Genomic DNA, 25,990 nt, shown 5'->3' on the forward strand with positions numbered 1-25,990 from the left:
CTTACATCGAACTCAGGTTAAATAGGTAACCCTATTTTTTTTAGAGTTGTTGGGCCACAAACCGGTAGCCGGCAACTCATTCATTTTTAGTCTATAAGTTGCCCTCCACAGCCACCTCACAGCTTATATAACACCCGCTTAACCCCGCAGCTTTACCACCCACCACAGAAAAAATCCGATTCATTTCTTATATTCATTTCACAAACCTCTTACGAGAGTCAAGTGTTTTTGAGTGTTTCGAACCGTATCCCTTAGATACTCAACCTATTAGCATCGGTTCGTTTGTGTGATTAGTCAAAATATTGGTTGTAGCCTTTGGAAAGTCCTATTGGCTATGGTTTAAGAAGGTTGCGGTAGCAATCTAAGTTTACATTTTTCAAAGGGAAGGCATGGAAAGTAACAAGAACAAACTCACCAAGGGAATCATATACAGCACTGTCATTATCAGTGCTTTGCCCTATTTATTCATGTTGGCAGGAGCAGATTTTGGCTGGCAACGCACACCTCTAAATGCCGATGAGTTCGGTAGAATGTCTGGGGCTGAACAGCTCGATTCCGTGGTCTCTTATCTAATTGGGGCTTTTCTTCACTTAATTCTGGAATGGTCTGCCGTAGTAATAGCCATGGCTACAGCCATACTGGCCTTTGTACAATACCGTATTACGGGAAATTCGGCCACAGCCATTATTGGCATTGCCCTGCTTTGTGCAGGTTTTATGGATGCCTTTCATGCCCTATCAGCCTCCAAAATCATCCATTCCGTAGCCGATAATTCCAACTTTATCCCCTTTAGCTGGGCACTCTCTCGAGTGTTCAAAGCTCTCATTCTCTTTGCGGGAGTTGGCATATTCCTTCTGGGACTGGACAAGCAGAAAAGTAAGAGAACAAAAGACAGCTTTGTACTTTCTACCAGCCTTATTTTTCTGGCGGTATCATACCTGCTCATTCGCGTTTGTGCAGTAAGCACCAACCTTCCGGAAACTCAATTTCCCGATCAGCTTATTACCAGGCCTTACGATGTTTTTCCTCTGACCCTGTTTGTGGTACTGGCCGCTTGGGCAATACCTAAATTTCGAAAAAAAGAGAAAAGTATTTTTAGCCACGCGCTACTCTGGAGTATGGTGCCGGCCATAGCCACCCAGTTGCACATGGCTTTTGGTTCGTCCGAACTGTTCGATGCTCACTTTAATGCGGGCCACTTCTTGAAGACCGTTTCCTACATAGTACCGTTTATCGGGATAACCATAGACTACTTTACCACCTACAAGGAGCAGCGCCTGCAATTGTTGGAAATAAAGAAGGCACACCACTCTCTTGAAAATAAAAACCGTGAGCTTAGCCAAATAGCCTACGTGACCTCTCACGATTTGCAGGAGCCTTTGCGCACACTTATGAGCATGTGCGACATTTTCGATCAGCAATACCGCGATAAGCTCGACCCGGAAGCACAGCAGCTACTCAAATACATTATGCAATCCAGCCAGCGCATGAGTGCTCTGGTTCGCGACCTTATGGTGTATAACTATATAGGCAAGGACAAAGACCTGAGCATGGTAGATTGTAACCTGCTGCTGAAGTCTATTCAGGAAGATCTGGACTCCAAAATAAAGGAGCATAAGGCATCTATTACGGTAACCGAACTACCTAAAGTACACGCTCATGAAACCGAATTAAGACTTCTTTTCCAGAACTTAATCAGCAATGCCATTAAGTTTAGAAAGAAAGACCAAAAGCCCGAAATATTAATCAGCTATCAGGAAAAGCGAGGCAAATGGCTGTTTTCCGTAGCCGACAATGGCATTGGTATTGCCGAAAAGCATCAGGAAAAAATATTCAGAATATTTCAGAGGCTTCATAATAAAAAAGAATATGAAGGCACGGGAGTTGGCCTGGCCCACTGCAAAAAAATAATCGACCAGCATGGAGGCGAGATTTGGGTTGAATCCGCAGAAAATGCCGGGAGTACCTTTCACTTTACTATACCAAAATAAGACTGTATGAAACTAGACTGTATCATGCTGATTGATGATGATGAAGCCACCAACTTTGTGCACAAAATGGTTATTAGCCAGATAGATTGTGCAAAAGAGGTGGTAGAGGCTCACAATGGTCAGGAAGCCATTGATTACCTCAAGGAGAGGGCCGGAAAGCAACCGCAACCGGAACTTATCTTTCTGGACATCAACATGCCGGTAATGGACGGATGGGAATTTTTAGAGGAATATGAAAAGCTCGATGAAGACCAGAAAGGCGGAATGGTTGTGGTCATGCTCACCACCTCGCTCAACCCGCACGACCGGGAGATGGCTACTAAAATGGGAGTTATTCATGATTTCATGAACAAACCACTAACCAAGGGAATGCTTGCTGAACTAATAGACAGGCACTTCGGCAACTCAGCACAATAAGTACCGAGTACCAAGGCTTCTTCAGCCGGTAATTCTGTGGAGTTATCGGCTGAAGGTCGTTATTTTTTGTTAGATCAGTTCTTTAACCTTTTCCGGAGGGCGGCCAATAATCGCTTTGTTGCCTTTAACCACAATTGGCCGCTCTATCAGCTTAGGGTGCATTACCATGGCCTTTATCCACTCCTCATCAGAGAGCAATTTCCCTTTAAACTCCTCTTTATAAATGGCCTCACCTTTGCGCACCAATTCTTCGGGCGAAATGCCCAAAAGCTTAACTAAATCAGTAAGCTCTTCTTCAGAAGGTACTGTTTTTAAGTATTCCACCACCTCTACCATTTCGCCACTTTCTTCAATGATTTTTAGTGTTTCTCTACTTTTTGTACATCTTGGGTTGTGGAAAATTTTTAACATGACTTTTCTGGTTTAATATTGGCGTTCAATGGCCTAAAACTAAAGATTATTGATGGAGCAAATCAAGTTAAATGATGAAGTAAGTCTTTCAAAGTTTGTTCATGGTGTCTGGCGGCTTGCCGAATGGAACTACACCAATGAACAAATACAGCAGTTGGTTGAAGGTTGCCTTGAATTGGGCATCGACACCTTCGACCATGCCGATATTTATGGCGACTATGGCTGCGAAAAGCTTTTTGGCGATGCTTTGAAAAACCGAAATGACCTAAAGGAAAAAATAAAAATAGTAACCAAGTGCGGCATAAAGCTTCTCTCTGCGCAGCGACCCGAACATTACATCAAACATTACGACACCAGCTTTGAGCACATTGTAGGGTCTGCAGAAAACTCACTGCGTCAGTTAGGTGTAGAAGCCATAGACCTACTGCTTATTCACAGACCCGATCCCTTCATAAATCCGCAAGAAGTAGCTAAAGCTTTTGACAAACTAAAGACCGAAGGCAAGGTAAAAGCTTTTGGGGTAAGCAACTTTCTGCCACAGCAATTCAAAGCCCTGCAAGCGGCCTTAGACTTTCCTTTAGTTACCAATCAGATAGAAATTTCGTGCGTTTCGCTGCATGAATTCGACAACGGCACCATCGATTTCTGCCAGGAAATTGGACTGCACCCAATGGCCTGGTCGCCTCTTGGGGGTGGCAGTATCTTTAATGCTCAAACACACCGAATGCTCACGTTAAAAAACGTATTGCATAAAATTAGCGATCGGCACGACACTACCATTGACCGTATCATGTTTGCCTGGTTGCTGGCTCATCCGGTAGGTATATTACCGGTAATTGGCTCGGGCAACCTCGATAGAATAAAGGCTGCTACAGAGGCACAACACATAAAACTAAGCCGACAAGAATGGTTTGAAATTTGGGTAGCCTCGCGGGGAGAAAATGTACCCTAACCAGGGCTTGGTCAATCTACTTTTACACTTAAAGTAACCTACACATGAACAACGAACAGCTGAGCTACCCTATTGGCCGATTTAGCCCACCCACCAGAATTGACACGGCTATCATAAACACCTGGATAGCCACCATTGAGGAGACTCCTCAATGGTATGAGCAGGCGGTGGCCGGTATGACAGACGCTCAACTCGACACACCCTACCGTGCGGATGGCTGGACGGTACGCCAGGTTGTACACCATGTGGCCGACAGCCATATGAATTCGTACATCCGGTTTCACTGGGCCCTCACCGAACCTAACCCTACCATTAAGGCCTATGACGAAAAAAGCTGGGCCGCACTCAGCTATCAGAAAAAGGTGCCAGTAAGTATCTCGCTGCAATTGCTGGAAAACCTGCACAAACGGTGGGCTATATTGCTGCGAGCTTTGAGCCCTGAAGAGTTAGAAAAAACCTTTGTTCATCCGGAAACAGGAAAAATCAATGTATTAAAGGAAGTTATAGGCCTCTACGCCTGGCATAGCGAACATCACCTGCATCACATACTACGGCTAAAAGAAAGAATGGGCTGGTAGTCATTAGATCAGACACCTCACTCACAAATTCATACCAAAGTATGATCTGTACCGGGTTAAAGATGGTTAACTTGAAAAGAAAAAACCATGAATAAAAAAGCCGGACACATAGGCTGGTTCGACCTTACAGTAGAAAATGCCGAAGAAGTAAAAGATTTTTATGCTAAGGTAGTAGGTTGGGAGCCGCAGCCCGTATCGATGGGCGACTATAACGATTATAACATGACGCTGGATGGTGAACCTAAAACAGGCATATGTCATAAAAAAGGCCCAAATGCGCATATTCCATCGCAATGGATGCTCTACATCAATGTAGAAAATATAGATGAAAGCACTAAAGCGGTTGCCTCTAATGGTGGCCAATTGCTTACAGAAGTAAAGCATATGCCCGGATACGGTAAATACTGTTTCATTAAAGATCCGGCTGGGGCAGTCTTCGCCCTTTTTGAGCATGAAGAACAGTGATTTTCTATTATTAACTGAATAGCATAAATTCAACAGTTGTTTAAATCCTGTTCATGAAAGCTTATATTCTTTGGCTACTGCCTTTTCTGGTATTTTTTAAGCCCCCCGACAACAACTGCTATAACTGTGGTAAGCAAGACACTGAATATCTCTGCGCTTCTAACACATTACCTATTAATTCCAGACTGTGCATCGATATTTCTGAGGTACCCGCGTTTGTGTACAAAGACTATATGGCCTCAATAGCCGAGACCTATGGCAGGGACAGCGATGAGTTTATGGCCGCAGAACCCGACTATGAACTCTGGACCACGGTTTTTGAAGGTACCACGGCCGAAGAACTCAAAAATAAATTCATTGCTTCAGACGACCTGGCTCTAATGCCCATAATGGGCATTAGCTTTGAACAAGCGGTTAGTTTTGCAGAATGGCGTACTGAGGCTATGGAAAAATACCTGAATGAACTGAGCAAAAATGAGCGAGAGGCTTTTCCAAAGAAGTTTAAGTTCAGGCTACCCACCGAAAATGAATGGGCACGAATTCGCTTTCTAATTCAGGACAAACGAATGCTCAAACAGTTAGCCAAAATTGCCAAAACCAATGAGTCTTCTTTTAAGCTTTCTAAAAGTGATCTAATGAATTCCAGCAAACATCTGAAACCGGTGTATCATCAATCGGCCGAAGACATTGGTTTTTTCAATGTGTTTGGCAATGTGGCTGAGATGACTTCTACAAAAGGAGTAGCTATGGGAGGCAGTTGGAGCGACCCCAACACCGGCAAAATCTTTACCCGGTCGTTTACCTACGAAGGTCCCTCCACAGCTGTTGGCATTCGAATGATATTTGAGATTATAGAGTAACCACCGGTTTTAAACCAGCCCTGCCACTAAAAAGCCCAAATAAGTACCCAGCCCTGTGCCCAGGGATCCCGCTAAGATAGCCGGTAGCAGCAAATCGTTTCGCTTAAAGCTCTTAGCCAGAGCCAGGGCTGTACTGGCACCACCAATATTGGCTTGTGAAGCTATGGCTATTACGCACCAATCTGTTCTAAGCACTAACCCCATGAGTATTAGAAAGAGGCCATGCACCAGAACAATGACCACCGTAAACAACAAAATACTGACAGCATGCTCTCCTACTTGCACCAATGCGGTGAGTTCGCAAAAAGCCCCTACAACAACCAGAAAAAGATATACGGCAAACATTCCCAGTAACTTTGCTCCGGGAATCTGCTGAATGACTTTTAGTTGGGCCAAGACGAGGGCTATTGTAGTAAGTACTAACACAGATGGCACACCGGAGAGCTCGGCCAACCGGTTGGACAGCAACATAGCCGCCAGGCCAATAAAAAGCATTAAACCGAGCCGTAGTGGCCCCACATGTTCTCGCTCAGTATACTGATCTATATCTCCCCTCAAATTCATTTGCAAGGGTTTATGTGGTTTCCACCGAGCCATTAGGGCCGGCAAACTAAGGGTTACGAGCATCCAGAGGGCGGTTACAATATTATCGGCTACCACAATACCGGTATATATAGCTCCTTCCCTTACCACATCATAGTGCAGAGCTACTGCATTGAAGTTGGCACTCCCTCCGGTATATGTCCCGGTCATCATTCCCGCAATAGCGGCATAATTCTTCCCAAAAACCTCCTGATAATCTATAAGGTTGAGAGAAACCAATACTCCCAGGGTAGTTCCTGCCGCACCCAGCACAAAAGCCAACAGCATGGGCAAGCCTGCTTTCTTTAGTTCCTTTAGGTTTACCCCCAGTAACAGGTAAAAAATACTGGCAGGAGCCACGTACTTAAAAATAGAATCGTACACCGGACTTGCATTAGAAGCCGAAGGAATAAGCCCCAGATTGGCCAGCAATGCTCCCAGAATAATAACCAGCAACGGACCGCTAAGGTGTTTTAAGAAGGTATTTTTAGTGAGCCATTCACTGATAAAAATCAAACCACACAGCACGGTGAGTATGTAGAGGGGGTTCTGAATCATTTCATAAAATAGCTATTTCTTCAGAAACGCCTTAAAAAAGACTGCCCGGTGATACTGGGTACCTCCGGGCAGTTAAGCTTTGCCAGACTATAATGTTTTAGTCTCTTAAATTACTCCAAGCTCCTTTCCTACCTCCGTAAAGGCTGCTATGGCTTTGTCCAAATGGTGTCGTTCATGCCCTGCAGAAACCTGAACCCTAATACGCGCTTGTCCTTTAGGCACAACCGGATAGAAGAAGCCTATCACATAAATACCTTTTTCTAGCAGTGCATCGGCCATTTTCTGAGCCAGGGGAGCATCGTAGAGCATTACCGGAACAATGGCGTGTTCGCCCGGCTTTATATCGAAACCGGCAGCCGTCATTTTCTCTCTGAAATACTTAGTGTTTTCTTCCAGCTTGTCTCTGAGCTCGGTAGTCTCTGAGAGCATATCGAATACGGCTATTGAAGCCCCCACTATAGAAGGTGCCAAGGTATTAGAAAACAAATAAGGGCGCGATCGCTGTCTTAGAATTTCAATGATCTCCTTCTTTCCGGAAGTAAAACCGCCACTGGCACCGCCAAGAGCTTTACCTAACGTACCGGTAATAATATCTACCCGATCCATGCAGTTTCTATATTCGTGAACTCCACGACCTGTTTTTCCCATAAATCCGGTAGAGTGACACTCGTCTGTCATTACCAACGCCCCATATTTATCGGCCAAATCACAAATTTTATCCAATTGCGCAATGGTACCGTCCATAGAGAACACCCCATCGGTTACAATAACCATTTCTTTGGCTCCCTGATCTTTGGCCTGTTGTAGTTGCTTTTCCAGGTCGGCCATATCGTTGTGCTGATAGCGGAAACGCATTGCCTTACACAACCTCACACCATCTATAATCGAAGCATGGTTTAGAGCATCCGAGATAATGGCATCTTCAGGCCCCAGCAGAGGCTCGAACACACCACCATTAGCATCGAAAGCGGCAGCGTAAAGGATAGTATCCTCAGTACCCAAAAACTCAGATATCTTTTTCTCCAACTCCTTGTGAATGTCTTGAGTACCACAGATAAAACGCACCGATGACATTCCGAACCCATGGGTGTCGATGGCTTTTTTGGCGGCTTCAACCACTTTGGGGTGAGAAGAAAGCCCCAGGTAGTTGTTAGCACAGAAGTTAATCACCTCCCGACCATCGGCCGTTTTTATGTCGGCCGCCTGAGGGGTAACAATAATTCTTTCTTTCTTGAACAGTCCTGCTTCCTTTATCGATTCCAGCTCTGCCTCGAGCTTAGGTTTGAGGGTGTTGTACATATTAATTCGTTTTAGGTTTTACAATCTTTGGTTTGGCCATGGGCTTTCTGGCTACGGCAACTTCCTGCTCCTCCTGCAAAGGATATTTTCTTCTTATGGCATTGATAAGAAATAATTTTTGTGCCGTGAAACTATTAGGATGTACCAGATCGAACACTTTCTTGAGCTCCATAAACCTTTCCATTTCGGCAGAAGCAAAAGATTTAGGGTCTATCTTTTTCTGTTTCAGGTAGGTTTTAAAATCCGGATGTTCCATGGTTGGCCAAATATACACAGCAGATTCCAATCACCTTTGGTCATGCAAACGTTTTGCATCTTATACCTATTAATTAATATTGCAGCGCAAACGAAAAATAGAAATGGATAAAGTATTGGTGATAGGTGCCAGCGGGCAATTAGGTTCAGAACTCACGTTGACGTTGGCCGAAATGTTTGGTGAAAACAATGTGGTGGCTTCAGACATTTCTTCTCCAAGCGCATCCATAAAACATCTTCCTTTCGAAAAACTAGACGTAATGAATGCCCAGCAACTGGGCGAAATTACTGACAAACACCAGATTACGCAGGTGTATCATCTGGCCGCCATACTCAGTGCCAAAGGCGAAGAAAACCCACAGTGGGCCTGGAACCTGAATATGACCGGCCTGTTGAATGTACTTGATCTGGCCAAAGAGAAGGGCCTAAAGAAAGTGTACTGGCCAAGTTCAATTGCTGTTTTTGGACCTTCTACCCCGGTAGACATGACTCCCCAACATACCGTAATGGATCCCAATACGGTGTATGGAATTAGCAAGCAAGCCGGTGAGCGTTGGTGCGAGTATTATTTCCAGAAATATGGAGTAGATGTTCGGTCGTTGCGATACCCCGGACTCATTGGCTACAAGTCTTTGCCCGGTGGTGGTACAACCGACTATGCGGTAGACATTTACCATAAGGCGTTGGCTGGCGAAACATTCAAATGTTTCTTGTCTGAAAACACCGCATTGCCCATGATGTATATGCCCGATGCCATTAAAGCTACCATAGGCCTTATGGAAGCACCGGCAGAGCAGGTAAAAGTAAGATCGAGCTATAACGTTTCGGCCTTTTCATTTACTCCTGCTCAATTGGCAGATTCTATTCGCAAGTTTATTCCTGAATTTGCCATTCAATATGCTCCTGATTTTCGTCAGAAAATTGCCGACTCATGGCCCAATAGCATTGACGACTCTGCGGCAAGAGCAGACTGGAACTGGAAACCTGACTTTAACATAGACGAAATGTCTAAAGACATTTTAGACAACCTGCCGAGCTACTTCGGCCATTAAATGTTTGCTTGCTTTACAACCCAAAAGCTTCAAAGGGTGTCAACAAACAAAAAAAGAAAGCCATGAAGAAGCTGTTTGGTCTACTCTCTGTTTTGCTTTTGGCAGCCTGTAATAGTGAAAATCCGGGAAGCGTAACTCGCTATTTTTATGAGCAATCGGAAGTGAGCCCTCCTGAAGAAAATGTGGGTATGTATGTAAACTGGACTCCCGGCAACAAAATAGTTTTCAGGTTTGTAATTGTTCACCCCGATGATCCGGATATTGCTGATGATGAGGTGGCCGAAGTTTTTTGGGTAGAGGTACCAAAAAATTTAACAGCGTTTGAATTCGATACCAACGATATTGGCGAAGGCTCAGACATTGAAGTTTATTATACTCGCTCCTGCTACTGTGGTTTTGAAGCTTTCCGTTTTAATTCGGTAGAGGTTACGGGCAAAAAGCGCAACAACGGAAGCTGGCACCTTTCCTTTAAAATGACCGCTGTTTCCGGCAACTATACAGAAGAGGAATACTTTTTGGAAGATGACGGCATCTATGTAAAAGGAATTATAGACAACTCAAATCCTTGATTTCAACGTGGGGTATAGCTCCAGAAACTCAGCAATAGTTTCATATACCCTATCCAGCTCATCGTTGGTAATAATGTATGGAGGAATAAGGTAAATAACATTGCCTAACGGTCTGATGAGTAAACCCTTTTCTATAAAGTAAGGATAAAGGTGATGTCTCGCCTCATTAAAATAAGAGCTGTCTCTTTCTGTGTTTAAGTCGAAGGCCAGAATGGTGCCTATCGTTCGGGCATTTCTTACCATGCTGTGCCCCTTAATTCGGTGCATAAACTCCTGATGCTTTTGGGCTATTCGTTGGCGGTTGGCTTCACACTCCGGAGTTAAGAGCAAGTCTAGCGAAGCGTTGGCTACCGCACAAATTATTGGGTTGCCCGTAAAAGAGTGCCCATGAAAAAACGTTTTCATCAGATCATCGCTCTTGTAGGCCTCCTGAATGGCCTGGGTACAAGAGGTTACTCCCATGGGCAATACTCCACCGGTCAGTCCTTTAGACAGGCATATGATATCAGGCTTGTGCTGCAAACGATCGGCCGCAAACAAGCTCCCCAATCGGCCGAATCCTGTCATTACCTCATCGGCAATACACACCACCCCATGGCGCTGTGCTATTTCCATGGCGCTATTCAACCACCGCTCGCTGTAGAAGCGCATGCCTGAAGCTCCCTGTACCAAAGGTTCGAAGATAAAAGCAGCCACCTCTCCCCCAGCCACCAACAATTCAAACTGTTGCAACACTTGGTCTTCACTGTGTTGGTCCGGAAAGTCAATAAACTCCACATCGAACAAATATGGATCGAAAGGAGCTGTAAAGGCGCCCCTGTCTCCTACTGACATTGCCCCGAAGGTATCGCCATGGTAGGCACCATCTATGGCTATTATTTTCTTCTTTTCAATTCCCTGATTGTAGAAAAACTGAAAGGCCATTTTAATGCCCACTTCTGTGGCTGTGCTTCCATTGTCTGAGAAGAAGATTTTCGACTGATTTTGAGGCAGTATATCCAACAAACGCTCAGCCAACCGAATGGCAGGTTCATGGGTAAACCCGGCAAAAATTACATGCTCCAACTGCTCTGCCTGTCGGGCAATGGCTTTTGCCAGGTATGGATGGCTATGACCATGCAAATTGACCCACCATGACGATATCACATCCATAATCTTTTTACCCTCATGGGTGTATAAGTAAACACCTTCGGCCTTTTCCAACATCTCCGGGCGGGTCATACCCTTGAGGGGTGTAAACGGGTGCCATATGCTCTCTCTATCTCTGCTTAGCCAATCATTCATACCAATTCATCTTCAGTTGTTCGGCCCAATAGCTTACCGTTTCTTCATTAATTAAGCCCAACTTTGGCAGGCGAAGCAACACCGGCCAGCCGGTGTGTTTTTCTATAATTTGCTCACTTTCAGGGTTGCTCTCTCCATTAAAAATTAAGCCCTTCACTTTGTAGTTATTCCTTTTCAGAAAATCGGCCGTAAGCAAGGTATGGTTGATGCTCCCTAGATAGAGATTGGCCACCAAAATTATTTCCAGATCTAACTGCCTGGCCAACTCAATTACAAAATTTTGCTGATTAATGGGTACCAATACTCCTCCCGCTCCTTCCACCACCAGTCGGTTATTTACGGCTGGTAGCATAAAGTCCGTCAGTTCAATTTCCAAATGTTCGAACCGGGCTGCCGCATGAGGCGATGCCGGAGTTTTTAATTGAAAGGTCTCCTGATGAAACCGGCTTTTGTTATTCTTCACTAACTCCTTCACCCGGTCTGTATCTGCAGGTAATCCGGCCTGTATAGGCTTCCAGTAGTCGGCTTTCAAGGCTTCGGTCAGAATGGCCGACACCAATGTCTTACCACTGTCGGTACCAATGGCCGTGACGAAATAATTCATGCGGCAAAATTAAGCTTTTGCCTCTTGAATCACCTTGTAACCTTCAATGAGTTTTTCTCTGAGATCGTTGAATTTAATGGGTTTAACCAGGTAGGCGGTCATACCGGCTGCCAAAGCACGCTCAATATCTCCTTTAAAAGCGTTGGCCGAAACTCCTATGATTAGAGGTCTTTGCTCTTCGTCCAGATTGTTGATTATCTCAACCACCTGATAACCATCCATTTTAGGCATGGCTATATCCAGGAGAATCAGGTCGTATTTTTTCTCCTTTACTTTTTTGATTACCTCCAGGCCATCGGTAGCCACATCGGGTATATAGCCCATACGCTCCATAAACAGCATGGAGAGCTTACGGTTTATGGCATTATCTTCGGCCAGCAGAATTTGTAATGGGTAATCTTCAGCAATATACTCTTCGGTAGATTCAACCATTTTCACATCGGGGTTTTCCATTTGCTCTTTGGCCGAAACCTTACCGGCCAACTTGGCCCTGATGGAAAAAGAAAAGGTAGTACCTACTCCCACTTCGCTCTCCACAGTAACTTTACCATGAAGCATTTTTACCAAACGCTTGACTATGGCCAAACCTAGGCCTGTTCCTCCAAATTTGCGGGAATGTGAAGAATCGACCTGTGTAAACTCTTTGAAGAGGTTGTTCAATTTGTTTTGCGGAATACCAATACCTGTATCCTTCACCTTAAACAGAAGCTCTACATGCCTCTCGGTCGTTTCCAGTGCCTGAACCGAAAGAATGATGGAACCGTGCTCTGTGAACTTTACCGCATTGGATAGCAGGTTTAGCAAAATCTGACGCAACCTGCCTCTGTCTGTTCTGATGAAATTAGGCACGCTCTCATCGACCATGGAGTTGATAATTATCCCTTTTTTTCTGGCTTCGAACCTTACCAACCCTATGGAATCATCAATCACTTTTTTGAGGTAAAACAGGTTTTCTTCAAAAGCCAGCTTACCCGATTCTATTCTGGAATAGTCCAGAATATCGTTGATAATTCTAAGCAGGGTATCGCTGCTAGCCTGTATGGTTTCCACATACTCTTTTTGCTCTTCGCTCATTTCAGTTTCCGAAAGCAGGCTTATCATCCCTACCACCCCATTCATGGGGGTTCGGATTTCGTGGCTCATGGTAGCCAAAAAGTTACTCTTTGCCTGAGCGGCCGATTCTGCAGCCTCTTTAGCCTTTCGGAGCTCTTTCTCCAGCCTTTTGCTAGAAGATATATCGCGCGAAATAACCAGTAGACGGCTCTCATTGAGTTTAATGACCCGGCCTTCGAAAAAACGCTGCGATTCGCCTTCGCCAAAATCGTATTCAAGGGTTTGTAATTTCCCGGAGTCAAAAGCTTTCTGGCAGGCTTCTTCAAAAGCATAATTGAGCGGACTGGGAATTACATCGCGAATGCGTTTACCCAAAAACTCACTGGGCCTGTACCACAAATCTTCCTCATTGCCAATTTTATAATCCATGTAGCGCAGCTCTCTGTCAATCATGAACATGGGATCGGGAATGGCATCGAGAATTAGCGATTGTTGTCTTTCGCTTTCCTTAAGCTCCATTTCGGCCTTATACATGCCCGTGAGGTCTCGCGCAATAGCGTTTACATAGCTTACATTGCCATGATCATCGATATGAGGAGTTTCAAAAATTTCAAGCATGTGCCGATCTCCATAATTGTCGTAGATCTCCAGAAAGTAGGGCTTTATAATGTCGAAGTTGAGCTTGAATAAGTCATCGATATGCCTGAAAACAGTTTGATTAATGGGATTATCGGTGATCAGGTCTTTGAAATGCACATCGCCATCGCTTTTGGCATAACCTAACAGACGCTCCACATTGCTGGAAGCGTAGTTGACATACCCCTGCCGATTGTAACGAAAATAAAAGTCTGAAGAATGCTCCATAAGCATCTCCAGCGATTGCTTAAGCGCAGCCTTTTGTCTCTGATTCAGGTTGCGCTCAATCATCATTTTCTTCTTCTCCCTGATTTGGCGAAAAAGAAGTATGGCCAAAACAATAATGACTGCTCCTGAAAGGATTAGGGCAAAAATCATATTGGGTTAAGGTGTAAACTACAATGGATGCCGAAATTAAGCATTCAAGGCACTTTTTAATGAACGGCCCATTGCATCGAACCGATTCATTGCATCGTTAAAAAAATCATCATTCAACAAGCCTTCAATCTCTTCTTCCAACATATCAAACTCACTCACTTTAAAGGTCTGCTCAAATGGGCCATGCTCCAGTTTAATGATATACTTACCATTCCACGAAAACACGGTCACTTTACATGGTTTATCTAAAAATTCTCTTACTACTCTCATGCAAGTGAAGGTCGAAGTAAAACAATCAAAAAACAAAATGTTAAGCCGCTCATCAGAAACGTGAAAACTAACTTTCAGTTTTCGTTGGCATGTCTTAATGTTGAGCTAATTTTTTCTATGTCTAAACTAGCAATTACCACATTTATACTGCTCATTTTCTCAAAAATACTCTTGGGGCAGGAACCTAAAACCATTCACATAAAAGAGGCTATAGACCCCATAAAAATAGATGGTTTGCTCAATGAAGACAGCTGGACTCAGGCCGAAAAAGGTAGTGACTATTGGCTGAATTTCCCTACCGATACCAGTCGGGCATCTTCGCAAACCGAGCTAATGTTTACCTATGACGACCGCTTTATTTATGTAGGAGCCAAGCTGTATGCTCCGGATGATGCCACTTATGTAACCCCTTCCCTTAGAAGAGATTTTCGTGGAGCAGGCAATGATATGTTCACCATTGCTTTCGATACGTTCGATGATTTGACCAATGCCTTTCAGTTTGGCATTAACCCCTTTGGAGTTAGACGTGAAGGGCTGGTTTCGAATGGTGGAGCCCAGCGGGGCAACCTCTCGCTCGATTGGGAAAACAAATGGTATGGTGAAGCTACTCAACACGAGGGGTATTGGATGGTAGAGATGGCCATTCCCTTTAAAAGCATACGGTACAAAGAAGGAAATCTGGTTTGGAACATCAACTCATACAGAATAGACTCGCACACTGGTGAGCGGAGTATATGGAACCCTGTACCGCGTAATTTTGCCCTGTATTCATTGGCTCACACAGGCAAACTCGTTTGGGATAAAGCCCCCAAAAAACCGGGAGCCAATGTTTCGGTTATCCCTTATGTATCGGGCAACACCATCAAGGAAGGAGGGTATTTAAACCGCGATGATCAGCAACAAATACCGCGAAGTACTGAATCGAGCTTTGATGCCGGATTTGACGCAAAAGTGGCTCTGGGCCCTGCACTTAATCTGGATATAACGGTAAACCCCGATTTTTCTCAGGTAGAGGTAGATCGGCAAGTGACCAACCTGGACAGGTTCGAAATATTTTTTCCGGAGCGAAGACAGTTTTTTCTGGAAAACGCTGACTTATTTTCAGAGTTTGGTGCCGATGGACTCAGGCCTTTTTTCTCCAGAAGAATAGGTGTAAGCCGCGATGAAAATACTGGGGTAAATGTGCAAAACAAGATAAACTTTGGTGCGCGTCTAAGTGGCAAGCTCAACAATAACTGGAGGCTGGGGGTGCTCAATATGCAAGCTGCTGCTATCAACGACATTGACCTTCCTCAGATTAATTATACGGTTACGGCCCTTCAGCGCAAGGTTTTTAATCGCTCTAACGTAGGGCTCATTTTTGTGAACAAACAAGACCTTGCCAATAAGAGTAACACAAGCTTCAATCAGTTCAATCGCGTGGTTGGCCTGGATTACAATCTGGCATCGGCCGATAATTCACTGAACGGAAAATTCTTCTATCACAGAACTTTCGAAAAAGATGATTCACAAAACTCGTTTGCAGCTTCGGCCAACCTGCTCTATTCTACCATTAACTGGCAAATTGAAGGTTTGGCTCAAAAGGTGGGCAACGGATACAATCCGGAAGTCGGCTTTGCCAGACGAAACAACTATGAGCGTGGCGCTCTGAGTCTCCGAAAGAATTTCTATCCCAACTCAGGAGCTATTCAACGCATTAGTCCCGGTATTGAAACAGAGGTTTATACCAACGACACCAATGGCACCACAGACTCGCAAGTTTCATTAGGACTGGAACTGGCCATGTTGAACACCAGCAACATCAGACTTTCTGTAAATCGAAGCTACATTTATCTTTTTAGAGCTTTTGACCCCACCCGAAATAATAATGAAAGGTTACCGGCCGATACTGACTACGAGTATACCAATGTGGAGGCCTTCTTTTCTGGAGATACCCGAAAGCCATTTTACCTGACAGTATTTGCCAATGCCGGAGGCTACTATAATGGAAACAGGCTAGGGCTTGGCGGAAACCTTAATTACCGGGTTTTACCTTACGGGCTTGTAACCATGAATTTTAACTACAACCGTATTAGACTACCCGAACCCTACGGTAGTGCAGATCTGTTTCTGATAGGCCCAAGGTTCGATATTACTTTTACCAAAAAGCTTTTTTGGACAACCTTTATTCAATACAACAATCAGATCGATAACCTGAACATAAACTCCAGAATTCAATGGCGCTTTAAGCCGGTTTCTGACGTGTTTATAGCCTACACCGATAATTACTTCCCTGACGATTTCAGAAATAAAAACCGGGCATTGGTTATTAAGGTCACCTATTGGCTCAACTTATAGAGTACGGCTTGGCAAAGCCCGGCTTAGAAAAAGCCAAGGCTTAATCCCTTACGATTTCAAAGAAGTGGTCTACCTGACAGTTGAGTGTGCCTGCTACGGAGCAGTACTTTGTAGCTGCCATATGACCCAGTTTTTCAAATTCCTCCTGGGTAGCATCGGGCGACTGGAGAATAAAGGTAAGCTTAATATGAGTAAACGCTCTGGGATGCTCTTCTCTTCGGGTTCCCTCCGCCTCTACTTTAAGGCCATTTACAGTCCGTTTGCGTTTCTTAAGCATCTGAACCAAATCTACTGAAGCACAACCCGATAGAGCCGATAGTAACAGTTCGGTAGGTGATTGTCCCTGCTTTTCTTCGGCAGGTCGCATGTCCAACAGCACTTTATTTCCGTTGGGGTTTACCGACTCAAACTCATAATCTCCTAGTAACGTGGTAGTTGTCTTCATATTGCTGATTTTAATCTGCCCGCAAAAATAAATGATTTATGCCGTCAACGACACAATACGGCTATTAGTTTCTCAGTTCTTGCGATAAACCACTAACCTAAGAAGATGAAAAACTCAATCCTTAAAATATCTACCCTAGCCCTTGGTATGTTCATGATATTGCTCGGCTGTGGCAACAAAGACGACACTGACACGGGCCTGATGGTAACTATTGAAGATCAGTTTGTCAACCTCCCCTCCAACGTATCTGTGTTCTTTAGGGTACAAGACAATGCCGGTAATGGCGTGGCGGGCTTAAAAGAGAGTGACTTTACCATTTTTGAAAATGGGGCGCAGATTTCTGAGTTCGAAGCTACGCGCAAAATTCAGCCCAACGAACAGGTGTTCGATTACCATATTACTCTGCTGCTAGACCTTAGTGGTAGTGTGCTGGGTGGAGAGAATTTAAGCGGCCTGAAGTCGGCAGCTAAGAGCTTTATCGATGAAGTGGTTCCTGCTGAAGGATCGCCATCGGCTCAGGCCATTAAAATGGAAATTTGGTGGTTCGATGGAGCCGCCAATATTAAGCAACTGCAGGCTTCTTCTAATAATAGCGCCACGCTTAAAGCTGCCATAGATAGAATAAATGCACAAATGAGTTCTGATAACTCCACCAACTTATACGGAGCGGTGATTCAGGGTATTCAAGTAGCCGCGCAAAAACTCTCTCAAACCCGTAATCAGGATCAGATAGCCTCAAGCGCGGTGGTCATCTTTACCGATGGAACCGACCAGGCCAATCGGGCTACCAAAGGCCAGGCTCTGGAAGCAGTTAAGAAGGCCGATGCGGACATGGCCATTTACACCATAGGACTAGGACAAGAGATAGACGAAAGCGTGCTAAGAGCCATTGGAAAAACCAGCTTTGTTTCTGCCGTAAACATTGGAGAGTTGCTCGATAAGTTCAAGGAAATTGGAGACCTGATAAACGGTAGAGCCAACAGTTATTATTTATTGGAATATTGCTCTCCCAAACGCAGCGGCAGCAATCAACTAACCATTGAGGCCAAAAGAGGTGCCTTGAAAGGACGTGCCAGCACTTTCTTCGATGCTTCTGATTTTAATGGAAGCTGCTCTTTGCAATAGTAAACTACTTTTGCTGTAGTTTAAAAGCCACAGAGATTTCTTCGGGAGCTATAGACACTGTAGCTCCTTTTTCTTTAAGAAAATCGAAAACGAACGAGGCGGTCATGGAGTTTTCCAGCACATTAGGTTCCTGGGTCTTCCAGCGCATTAGGAGCGTATAATCGTCCATAGACATAACGGGCTGGCATGGTTGGCTCACCCTAAGCTGTATGAGTTCGCAAATCTGTTCGAGGCATATACCCAGTCTAAGACCATCGGTAACTATATAGGCGTTGGCAGGAGCTGTCACGAGAGTGGTAGAAAACCTGCTTTTTAAAGCCTCCAGTAGGTCAGAAGCCGTCAGCAATACAGGGTTCCATCGTTTTAAAATTTCGCCCAGCTCATGCATTCTAGCAATTTGACGTTCCAATGCCTGCTTGCTGTCCGATTTATGATATGCCTGCTGCTCGTTGCCTTCTGTAAAATAACTGCCTTTCATCCTCGATACCTTCTACCAATAGAGACTCGAAACTACTGACTTGTGAGAGCATTTCTTTAGGAATGATTAGATTTTAGAGGTAGAAACATCAAATTTCAGCGATTCGCTTATAGCATTTTAAGGGTTTCACCTACCTGTAAATAGAATTATTTACAAGGTTATATATTTATATGTAGTAACATTTCTTTTCTACCGATTCGCTGACTAATTTACTGTCTCAACTCAATATACACTCACCAAATTGAGGATGGCACGCATGAATAAGAAGATTATTTTTCCGTGCCTGCTACCAACTCTTCTTTATTAATATTTTTAATACAACTTGGGTGTATCAAAATCATATTTTAGATTTATATATTCAGTGATTAAGAGAATAATTTCGGCTTTTCGCCAAAATATACTTCACTACCCACATTCAATACCACTCTTGGATACGGAAAAGAGCCTTAATTCAGGAAAATAGTTTACCGATGAGCCTATTGAGACCAAAACATAGCGAACTGGATATACTTCTGTTAGAAGACAGCGCGCGAGATGCCGAATTAATTGTAAGGAGTATTGAAGATAACTCCGCTAAGGCGAGCATTGCTGTTGTGGGCAGTGTGCAGGAAGCCATGCACTATTTGGAGAAAGAAGGGGGCTATGAGCATGTGAGCAAACCTAACCTAATAATGCTGGATTTGACCCTTCCTAAAGAGAGTGGCATTGGTTTTTTAGATTTTGTAAAAACTGATGACCGCTTTAGAACCATTCCTGTGATAGTTCTAACCTCTATGCAGGCCGATTCGGCTGTCAGAGATAGCTATGCAAAATACGCCAATTGTTTTATTAATAAGCCAGACAACTTAAGCGACCTAACCTCTATGGTGAATAGCATCACCAACTTCTGGTCTAGTGTAGCCATTTTACCTAAACAAGAATAGCCCGTTTCAATGAATCAAAGGAAAGTATTACTCATTGAAGATAACCTAGACGACCGATTCCTAATAAAGGAATTTCTGTCGTTCAGTACCACCAATTACTGGAAGGTGGAAGAGGCTGCACGCATTTCTACTGCACTGGAAAAATTAGACAATGCAAAACCAGATGTTATTCTGCTAGACCTGTCGCTCCCAGACTCACAAGGGGTAGATAGCTTTCAGTTGATCAAAAGAAATGTATCGAGCACTCCCATAATTATACTTACAGGCTTTTCTGATGTTAGCTTAGCAAAGCAACTGATTAAACAGGGGGCTCAAGACTATTTGGTTAAAGGAGAATATGACCCTCGCTTGCTGGAAAAATCAATTGAGTATGGTATAGAGCGGCACCGGTTAAAACTGGAAAACGAACGGGCTAAAGAGCGTTTGCTAGACTCCGTGCTGGAGGCTCAGGATAAAGAACGATCGAGAATAGCCAAGGAACTTCACGATGGTGTGGTACAAAGCCTTACGGCTGTCTCGTTAAACCTGGGGGTTTTGCGGCAGTGGCTTAAAAAAACGGATGAGGATACGCTAAAGCACTATGAAAAGTGCACCACCAACCTGGCTTCTACCATCGATGAGATTAGAAATATATCGCACTCGCTCATGCCGAGGTCTATTGCCGACATGCCACTTACTGATGCACTGGAGGGGCTAATCGAAGATATTGAAAAGGCTTGCGATATAAAGTTTGAGTTTGTGGCCAGCCTGGAAAAAGAACCGGAAGAAAAACTAAAGCTCACTCTTTACCGCATTGTTCAGGAACTAGTAAACAACGCGCTTAAGCACTCTGAGGCTAATACCCTCTTTGTTCAGCTCATTGAATATCCAGAATACTTACTTTTAATGGTGGAAGATGATGGTGTAGGATTCGACAAGACCAACACACTGGAAAGTAAAAACTGCTTTGGCCTTTATAGTATTGAGAGCCGTGTCAATTCGCTGGGAGGCACCATAGAGCTAGATACCAAACCGGGGCAGGGCACCAACGTATTTGTGTCTTTTCCTAAAAATTTAGAGAATTAGAGTTCAGACCAGCCCTTTTTCTACCGCATATATGGCTAACCCAATAAGGTTTTTAGAACCTGTTTTTTCCATGAGGTTTCTTTTGTGTGCATCTACAGTTTTTGTGCTTATTAGCAGTTCGTTGGCAATTTCGCTATTGCTATATTCCTGAACAATTAGCCTTAGAATCTCTTTTTCACGCAAGGAAAGTGGCATTTCTACCACCACATGTTCCTTCTTTATTCTACTGGCCAGATTGTTCATTATTTTATGAGAGATTTGCGGGCTAAAGTAGCACTCTCCACTCATCACTTGTAAGATAGCGGCCCGAAGCTCGCTCTTCTCAGAGTTTTTCAGCACATAGCCATCTACCCCGGTAGAAAGAGCTTTCTTTACGTGCCGATCTTCGTTGATCATGGTGAGTACAATTACCTTTACGGAAGGATACAATTGCCTGAGCCTAACGGATAGCTCTTGCCCGCTAAGCACCGGCATATTTAAATCTGTTAATACCACATCGGGACTAAACTGCTCTGTTTTTTGTAGTGCATCGTGACCGTTTTCGGCTACCGCAACCACTTCAATTCTATCATCATTGAGAAAATAGGTACTGAGTGCATCGCGTATTACAGTCTGATCATCGGCTAAGAGTACTCTTACTTTGCCCATAATAATCTCAAAGGTTGAATCTGTTCCCCTAAAAACCTAGTGTTCAGGCCGTTGGTTCATGGGGCAATATAAGAAAAGCTTATTAATCGTTTTTAGGAAGCTTCACCATATCGAACCAAAACTGTTCTATGTGCTCTACCAGGGCAATAAATTCATTAAAATCCATGGGTTTGGCCAAGTAGCTGTTGGCGTGTCTCTTATAACTATCTTCTATGTCTCGTTCGGCCAGGCTTGTGGTGAGTACAATAATGGGTATGTGCTTTAGTTTATCATCATATTTAACGGCTTCTAATACCTGTTTACCATTGACTTTGGGCATGTTAAGGTCGAGCAAAATGAGATCGGGCAAGGGCGATTTGGCATATTCACCCTGCTGCCTTAGATAAGCCAAGCATTCCTCTCCGTTCACCGCTACCGTAATGGAGGTTGGAACCTTCGACCGGTCGAAGGCTAACTTGGTGAGCATTACATCTTCCGGGCTATCTTCTACCAGCAAAATGTGGAGTTCTTTCATTTATTTACAGGCTTTAGATCAAAAATAAAACTTGTTCCTTTTCCTACCTCACTCTCTACTGTAAATGTTGAGCCATGGCTTTCCACAATTTTCTTGCAAATAGCCAAACCAATGCCTGTACCATCGTATTCGTCTCTGGAGTGAAGTCGCTGAAAGATGGTAAAAATTCGCTCCGTATACTTCGACTCTATGCCAATGCCGTTATCGCTTACAGCAATCCTGAATTTTTGTCCCTTTTCGGTGGCTGTGATTTCTACCCTGGGTTGTACATCATGCCTGCGAAACTTAATGGCGTTGCTCATTAGGTTTTGGAACAACTGCTCCAGCCTGCTCCTATCGCCTTCTACAGTAGGCAAGTTGTCGTATACTATTTGAGCATCGGACTCATTAATAGAAAACTCGAGGTTATCGCACACAATTTTTAAAACCTCGTTGAGATCTACGGGCTCGATTTCTTTAGGAGATGTATCTAGTTTAGAAATGGTGAGCAAATCGTTGATGAGGTTCTTCATGCGGGCAGAAGCCTTAATAATGCTTTGTATAAAGTGCCTGGCTTCATCGTCCAGCTTCTCGGCATGCCCAATTTCCAGTAATTGCAAATAACTGGTTATAACCCGCAAAGGTTCTTGTAAATCGTGTGAAGCCACATAGGCAAAGTCTTGCAGCTCCCTGTTAGAACGTTCCAGAGCTTGTAGCGATTCCTGAAGTTCTCTCTCTCGGGTATGTTCTTCGGTGATGTCTCTTACCACCCCGAGATACAGGGTTTCGTCAGAGTATTTATCTTCTGAAGGCACTCCCTTGTCAATGAGCACCTTATGCTGACCATCTTTTGTCTTAATTCTATACCGAATCTCATAAGGAGCCCTCTCAGCAATGGCCTGTTCAACCATTTGTTGCACACTCTCTCTATCATCTGAATGAATCAACTGAAAAGATGCCTTTAGCGATGGTTCAATTTCATTGGGATGATAGCCCAAAATGCGGAAACGCTCATCGGACCAATAGTGCTCATCCTTATCTACATACCATCGCCAGCTACCTACTTTGGCTATAGTTTCGGCCTCATTGAGTGCAGACTCGCTTTCTAAAAGTCGCTGTTCGCGCAATTTGCTCTCGTTAATGTCTTGAAAAAGTCCTTTGAGCCTGATAGCTTTTCCTTTCTCATATACCGTTTTGCCAATGGCCCTTACCCAAATCACATTCTTCTTGGCCGTTATGAGCTTTAGGTCAAGGTCAAAGGGTTTTCCCGATTCAATAGCCTCCTGAACAACTCCTGTGATTAAATGAATATGGTCTGGATGATAGTAGCTAATGGCACTCTCTACACTAACTGGAGTACCGGGCTCCATTTCGTGTATTTCATACACTACAGGGCTCCAAAACAATTCATTGTTTCTAAGGTCCAAATGCCAATAGCCTAACCGAACGGTCTTCATGGTGTCGTTGTAGAAATCATTGAGTTCTTCTAACTCATGGTTTTGGTGCTTGAGCTCTTTGTTAATCTGTTCTACCTGGCCCGGAAGACCAATTTTAAGGGCTTTTGGAAAAAACTTAAAGAGCAGAACAATAGTACCAAGTGAAACCAGGCCCGTGCACATTTTTGTGATGGCGCTTACCCGATAGTAAGGCTCCCAAATGTTTACTATGTCTACGAGGTGGCCAATGCCGCAAAAGAATATAAAGGCTGCAAAGGCCTTGAATACAAAAGAAAACTTTAGGTCATTCCGCGCCTTCACATACCTCCACAATACTACGGGGATGAGCATATAGGATATGAAGGTCAGGCCGTCTCCAATAACAATAGGGATGAGTATTTCTTTTTCCCAAAAATAGCAATGCCCATGAGGCATGAAATTGCTATCAAAAACGTGTCTGAACAATTCTAGCATATGTACTGAGAGATGTAGAGGACTTTCAATATCTTAAAAATATCTGTATGGTTTAAGTAGAAGTTGACATTAGTGTCCTCTGTCGCCCAGCTTTCTTCTTAAATTCTCAAACACATAGTGGTGTTCCTGTTGTATGCCCTCTTTTTCGAAAGGCTTCCAATAGGCTCGTGGATATAACTCAGAAGTGTAGGTAGTTGTTCGTGTGAGTCTTGTTTGTCCGGTAGTCAGGCTATCGAATGTATAAATGGCTTCTTTAAAACCTAACCAACGCCTACCCGTTAGCTCATAGCCAATTACATCCATTGCAAGCAGTTTGCCGGGCTCAAACATTGTGATTTCCTCCACAATCTTCCCTCCTTCAAAGTAGCAAATCCTGTAAGCACCCACCTCTTCTCTTTCGAGGATGCATTTGTGAGGAACCGGTAAATCCAGTTGCATTAAGAAGGGTTTAGGGCCATAGAGGGTGTCGATAGACTTAATGGCATGAAAAACTTCTGTTGGTGGGTAAGGCAAAATTATCTGAGTCGAAACGGAGTTAACTGTCTTATCATTTTGAAGAGTGAAATGTTCTAGTGGCCCCAATAGAAGTAGTACCAGTAAAGGAGATAGCCGAATAGATAACTCGGATTTGCGACTTAACAACCGATACTGTTTAAAAAGATGGGCAATAATAAACCCCAAAAATACCGGAGGCAAGATGAGAGGTATTAGGAAGACCGTACATATGAGTCCTTCCAGTCCAGAAACAATGCAGAACACAAAGAATATGAGCATGGCTACAAGCAAACCCTTAACCACCGATGATGTACTAGGCAATACGCCCAGACTTAAACCTAAAATGACCGGAAACACAAGAAACATTACCCAGGCATACTCTACTATGTTGTAGTGCAAAAAAACCATGCCCCAGCCCATAAAGAAGAGGGTCTGAACTATACTTATTCTAAAGCTTTTATTCCTCCAGAAATCTTTAAAAGTTAATCGTGCCATTGTTTAGGATTTAGAAGTAGTTGCTACAATATCCAGAAGCGCATCCTGTATTTTTGGAAACCGAAACCTGAATCCTTGAACTAATAATTTTTCGGGAATAACGTAGCGGCCATATATTGCCAGTTCCTCATCAGTTTTCAGTATCCATCTAGCTCCGATGCGCAATGCCCATGTGGGTAATGGAATGGCAATAGGCCATCCCAATACTTTTCTAAGTTGTTTCATTAGTTCGGCATTAGAACAGGGATAAGGTGAAGTTACATTGTAGACTCCTGAGTAATAATCGTTGACTATTGCCTGAAATACAATTCGATTGAAGTCCCTTTGGTGAATCCAACTCATCCCCTGCTTACCAGAAGCTATTGCGCTGCCAAAACCAAGTCTAACCAGGGTTTTCAGTTCTTTGTAAGCACCACCCGATGCACCGAGTACAAAGCCTGTTCGCAAAACAATACCCCTCACCGAATCAGGCTTCATAACCCGAAACTTTTGCTCCCAGGCTCTTCCTACCTCTGGAGCCAATCCTACTCCGGTTATTGAATTCTCATTACATCTTCTGGTTGGCGGATCTCCATAAATGTGAGCCGTAGACATTTGTACCCAAACCTTAGGAGGCTTTTTGAGCCGCTTAAGCGCCTCACCGATAACCTCTGTGGCCTCGAGCCTCGATCGAAGAATTAGGTCCCGGTTATCTGGTGTTTTGCGGCAGTTTACACTTTTCCCGGCAAAGTTCACCACGGCTTCAGCTCCTTCTAGTTGACTACACCAACTACCAATGGAATAGCCATCCCACAAAATAAGCCGGTAAGGCGCATCTATATAATGTCTTGCAATGAGTATCGGCACAAAGCCTTTTGTCTCTAAATAATCGGCCAGAGACAAGCCCAAAAAGCCGGAACCTCCAAAAATAACAACCTTCTTCATTGCCCTCCTGGTTTTGTGACATCATAAGCCAGTCTGTCGTTATAGGAGTTCTTCACCAACCAGTATTGGTAAATAGGTATAGGCCAACTGATAGCAAAAAGGTAAATATCCATTAACCACCGCCCAGTATTGATATACTCATAGAGAACAAATAAGCCCAACCAATAGCCAATGGATAAAATCCAGTAAAGCCTGAATCCTTTAGTTATTCTGGCAGACCGCGTTCTCTGGCTTGTAATAAAATGAATGCCTGTGAGATGCTGAATAAAGGCCAACGGCATTTGTACAAGAGCAAGTAGATAGAAATAAGATGCTTCTCCACTTACCAACACCGTTGCGATAATTAAAATAATAGCCAATAATGCTATTAGATGTGTGTTGATGTATATTCTATAACTTTCCATATTTTTATTATTTTCAATAATTTTTGAAAATCAT

28 protein-coding genes are annotated in these 25,990 nt (G+C 43.8%); 12 read left to right on the top strand and 16 right to left on the bottom strand.

Going from position 1 to position 25,990, the window contains the following annotated elements:
• Positions 1–389 precede the first annotated feature (389 nt).
• On the top strand, positions 390–1,991 hold the full coding sequence (locus tag B3O12_RS16580; protein ID WP_286757124.1) for a sensor histidine kinase: 1,602 nt from the start codon (positions 390–392) through the stop codon (positions 1,989–1,991).
• Between the two features lie 6 nt (positions 1,992–1,997).
• Positions 1,998–2,408 carry a response regulator gene (locus B3O12_RS16585; RefSeq protein ID WP_286742831.1) on the top strand — a complete coding sequence of 137 codons (411 nt, stop codon included), beginning with the start codon at positions 1,998–2,000 and terminating at the stop codon, positions 2,406–2,408.
• Positions 2,409–2,477: 69 nt separating this feature from the next.
• Here B3O12_RS16585 and arsC read toward each other — a convergent pair whose 3' ends face one another.
• Positions 2,478–2,819: an arsenate reductase (glutaredoxin) gene (gene arsC / locus B3O12_RS16590; protein ID WP_286742833.1), complete on the bottom strand. Its 342-nt coding sequence runs from the start codon at positions 2,817–2,819 to the stop codon at positions 2,478–2,480.
• A 52-nt stretch (positions 2,820–2,871) separates the two neighbouring features.
• Between arsC and B3O12_RS16595 the strand changes: the two genes are divergently transcribed.
• From B3O12_RS16595 to B3O12_RS16610, 4 genes are all read left to right on the top strand, one after another.
• Entirely contained in the window at positions 2,872–3,771 is a 900-nt protein-coding gene (locus B3O12_RS16595; RefSeq protein ID WP_286757126.1) for an aldo/keto reductase, read from the top strand.
• 44 nt (positions 3,772–3,815) lie between these two features.
• Entirely contained in the window at positions 3,816–4,349 is a 534-nt protein-coding gene (locus B3O12_RS16600; RefSeq protein WP_286757127.1) for a YfiT family bacillithiol transferase, read from the top strand.
• A gap of 87 nt (positions 4,350–4,436) precedes the next feature.
• Positions 4,437–4,814 carry a VOC family protein gene (locus tag B3O12_RS16605; protein WP_189629426.1) on the top strand — a complete coding sequence of 126 codons (378 nt, stop codon included), beginning with the start codon at positions 4,437–4,439 and terminating at the stop codon, positions 4,812–4,814.
• A 53-nt stretch (positions 4,815–4,867) separates the two neighbouring features.
• On the top strand, positions 4,868–5,674 hold the full coding sequence (locus B3O12_RS16610) for an SUMF1/EgtB/PvdO family nonheme iron enzyme (protein WP_286757128.1): 807 nt from the start codon (positions 4,868–4,870) through the stop codon (positions 5,672–5,674).
• Between the two features lie 9 nt (positions 5,675–5,683).
• On the opposite strand, the gene B3O12_RS16615 is transcribed toward B3O12_RS16610, so the two are convergent.
• The 3 genes from B3O12_RS16615 to B3O12_RS16625 form a co-directional block, all read right to left on the bottom strand.
• Positions 5,684–6,814: a DUF819 domain-containing protein gene (locus B3O12_RS16615; RefSeq protein WP_286757130.1), complete on the bottom strand. Its 1,131-nt coding sequence runs from the start codon at positions 6,812–6,814 to the stop codon at positions 5,684–5,686.
• Positions 6,815–6,919: 105 nt separating this feature from the next.
• On the bottom strand, positions 6,920–8,113 hold the full coding sequence (kbl, locus tag B3O12_RS16620) for a glycine C-acetyltransferase (protein WP_189629423.1): 1,194 nt from the start codon (positions 8,111–8,113) through the stop codon (positions 6,920–6,922).
• Position 8,114: 1 nt separating this feature from the next.
• Positions 8,115–8,369 carry a hypothetical protein gene (locus B3O12_RS16625; RefSeq protein ID WP_308440962.1) on the bottom strand — a complete coding sequence of 85 codons (255 nt, stop codon included), beginning with the start codon at positions 8,367–8,369 and terminating at the stop codon, positions 8,115–8,117.
• Positions 8,370–8,472: 103 nt separating this feature from the next.
• Here B3O12_RS16625 and B3O12_RS16630 point away from each other — a divergent pair, with 103 nt between their 5' ends.
• Together B3O12_RS16630 and B3O12_RS16635 are read left to right on the top strand one after the other, a co-directional pair.
• The gene (locus B3O12_RS16630; protein WP_286757131.1) at positions 8,473–9,420 is read left to right on the top strand and encodes an NAD-dependent epimerase/dehydratase family protein; all 948 of its coding nucleotides are present in this window, start codon (positions 8,473–8,475) and stop codon (positions 9,418–9,420) included.
• A gap of 62 nt (positions 9,421–9,482) precedes the next feature.
• Positions 9,483–9,989, top strand: coding sequence for a hypothetical protein (locus tag B3O12_RS16635; protein ID WP_286743174.1), 507 nt, complete (start codon positions 9,483–9,485; stop codon positions 9,987–9,989).
• Here B3O12_RS16635 and bioA read toward each other — a convergent pair.
• From bioA to B3O12_RS16655, 4 genes are read right to left on the bottom strand one after another with little or no spacing between them, the layout of a single operon-like run.
• Positions 9,978–11,273: an adenosylmethionine--8-amino-7-oxononanoate transaminase gene (bioA, locus tag B3O12_RS16640; protein ID WP_286757132.1), complete on the bottom strand. Its 1,296-nt coding sequence runs from the start codon at positions 11,271–11,273 to the stop codon at positions 9,978–9,980. The genes B3O12_RS16635 and bioA overlap by 12 nt on opposite strands.
• Positions 11,266–11,877: a dethiobiotin synthase gene (gene bioD, locus B3O12_RS16645; RefSeq protein ID WP_286757133.1), complete on the bottom strand. Its 612-nt coding sequence runs from the start codon at positions 11,875–11,877 to the stop codon at positions 11,266–11,268. Before bioD ends, bioA begins: the two co-directional genes overlap by 8 nt.
• 9 nt (positions 11,878–11,886) lie before the next feature.
• Positions 11,887–13,944 carry an ATP-binding protein gene (locus B3O12_RS16650; protein ID WP_189629418.1) on the bottom strand — a complete coding sequence of 686 codons (2,058 nt, stop codon included), beginning with the start codon at positions 13,942–13,944 and terminating at the stop codon, positions 11,887–11,889.
• 36 nt (positions 13,945–13,980) lie between these two features.
• Positions 13,981–14,214: a hypothetical protein gene (locus B3O12_RS16655; protein ID WP_286757134.1), complete on the bottom strand. Its 234-nt coding sequence runs from the start codon at positions 14,212–14,214 to the stop codon at positions 13,981–13,983.
• Positions 14,215–14,331: 117 nt separating this feature from the next.
• Here B3O12_RS16655 and B3O12_RS16660 point away from each other — a divergent pair, with 117 nt between their 5' ends.
• Positions 14,332–16,551 (top strand): DUF5916 domain-containing protein, encoded by a 2,220-nt coding sequence (locus tag B3O12_RS16660; RefSeq protein WP_189629416.1) that lies wholly within the window; start codon positions 14,332–14,334, stop codon positions 16,549–16,551.
• A gap of 40 nt (positions 16,552–16,591) precedes the next feature.
• On the opposite strand, the gene B3O12_RS16665 is transcribed toward B3O12_RS16660, so the two are convergent.
• Positions 16,592–16,996: an OsmC family protein gene (locus B3O12_RS16665; protein ID WP_286743166.1), complete on the bottom strand. Its 405-nt coding sequence runs from the start codon at positions 16,994–16,996 to the stop codon at positions 16,592–16,594.
• A gap of 105 nt (positions 16,997–17,101) precedes the next feature.
• On the opposite strand from B3O12_RS16665, the gene B3O12_RS16670 reads away from it, so the two are divergent.
• Entirely contained in the window at positions 17,102–18,121 is a 1,020-nt protein-coding gene (locus B3O12_RS16670) for a VWA domain-containing protein (protein ID WP_286757135.1), read from the top strand.
• Positions 18,122–18,125: 4 nt separating this feature from the next.
• Here B3O12_RS16670 and B3O12_RS16675 read toward each other — a convergent pair whose 3' ends face one another.
• A complete protein-coding gene (locus B3O12_RS16675) occupies positions 18,126–18,599 on the bottom strand; it encodes a hypothetical protein (protein WP_286757136.1) in 474 nt (157 codons plus the stop codon).
• Between the two features lie 470 nt (positions 18,600–19,069).
• On the opposite strand from B3O12_RS16675, the gene B3O12_RS16680 reads away from it, so the two are divergent.
• Both B3O12_RS16680 and B3O12_RS16685 read left to right on the top strand, forming a co-directional pair.
• Positions 19,070–19,522 carry a response regulator gene (locus tag B3O12_RS16680; protein ID WP_286757137.1) on the top strand — a complete coding sequence of 151 codons (453 nt, stop codon included), beginning with the start codon at positions 19,070–19,072 and terminating at the stop codon, positions 19,520–19,522.
• A 9-nt stretch (positions 19,523–19,531) separates the two neighbouring features.
• Positions 19,532–20,587, top strand: a complete 1,056-nt coding sequence (locus B3O12_RS16685) for a hybrid sensor histidine kinase/response regulator (protein WP_189629411.1) — start codon at positions 19,532–19,534, stop codon at positions 20,585–20,587.
• 3 nt (positions 20,588–20,590) lie between these two features.
• Here B3O12_RS16685 and B3O12_RS16690 read toward each other — a convergent pair whose 3' ends face one another.
• The 6 genes from B3O12_RS16690 to B3O12_RS16715 all read right to left on the bottom strand — a co-directional run bounded on the left by B3O12_RS16690 (position 20,591) and on the right by B3O12_RS16715 (position 25,956).
• Positions 20,591–21,235, bottom strand: coding sequence for a response regulator transcription factor (locus B3O12_RS16690; protein WP_286747445.1), 645 nt, complete (start codon positions 21,233–21,235; stop codon positions 20,591–20,593).
• 82 nt (positions 21,236–21,317) lie between these two features.
• Positions 21,318–21,749: a response regulator gene (locus B3O12_RS16695; protein WP_189629409.1), complete on the bottom strand. Its 432-nt coding sequence runs from the start codon at positions 21,747–21,749 to the stop codon at positions 21,318–21,320.
• Entirely contained in the window at positions 21,746–23,638 is a 1,893-nt protein-coding gene (locus B3O12_RS16700) for a sensor histidine kinase (RefSeq protein WP_286757138.1), read from the bottom strand. The genes B3O12_RS16695 and B3O12_RS16700 overlap by 4 nt, the downstream gene beginning before the upstream one ends.
• A 69-nt stretch (positions 23,639–23,707) precedes the next feature.
• The gene (locus tag B3O12_RS16705) at positions 23,708–24,628 is read right to left on the bottom strand and encodes a polyketide cyclase (RefSeq protein ID WP_286757139.1); all 921 of its coding nucleotides are present in this window, start codon (positions 24,626–24,628) and stop codon (positions 23,708–23,710) included.
• 3 nt (positions 24,629–24,631) lie between these two features.
• Entirely contained in the window at positions 24,632–25,552 is a 921-nt protein-coding gene (locus B3O12_RS16710) for a TIGR01777 family oxidoreductase (RefSeq protein ID WP_286757140.1), read from the bottom strand.
• A complete protein-coding gene (locus B3O12_RS16715) occupies positions 25,549–25,956 on the bottom strand; it encodes a hypothetical protein (protein ID WP_286757141.1) in 408 nt (135 codons plus the stop codon). Before B3O12_RS16715 ends, B3O12_RS16710 begins: the two co-directional genes overlap by 4 nt.
• Positions 25,957–25,990: the final 34 nt, after the last annotated feature.

Origin of the sequence: Roseivirga sp. UBA838 (assembly GCF_002296035.1) — a bacterium.
In the GTDB taxonomy this organism is placed as follows: Bacteria; Bacteroidota; Bacteroidia; order Cytophagales; family Cyclobacteriaceae; genus Roseivirga; species Roseivirga thermotolerans.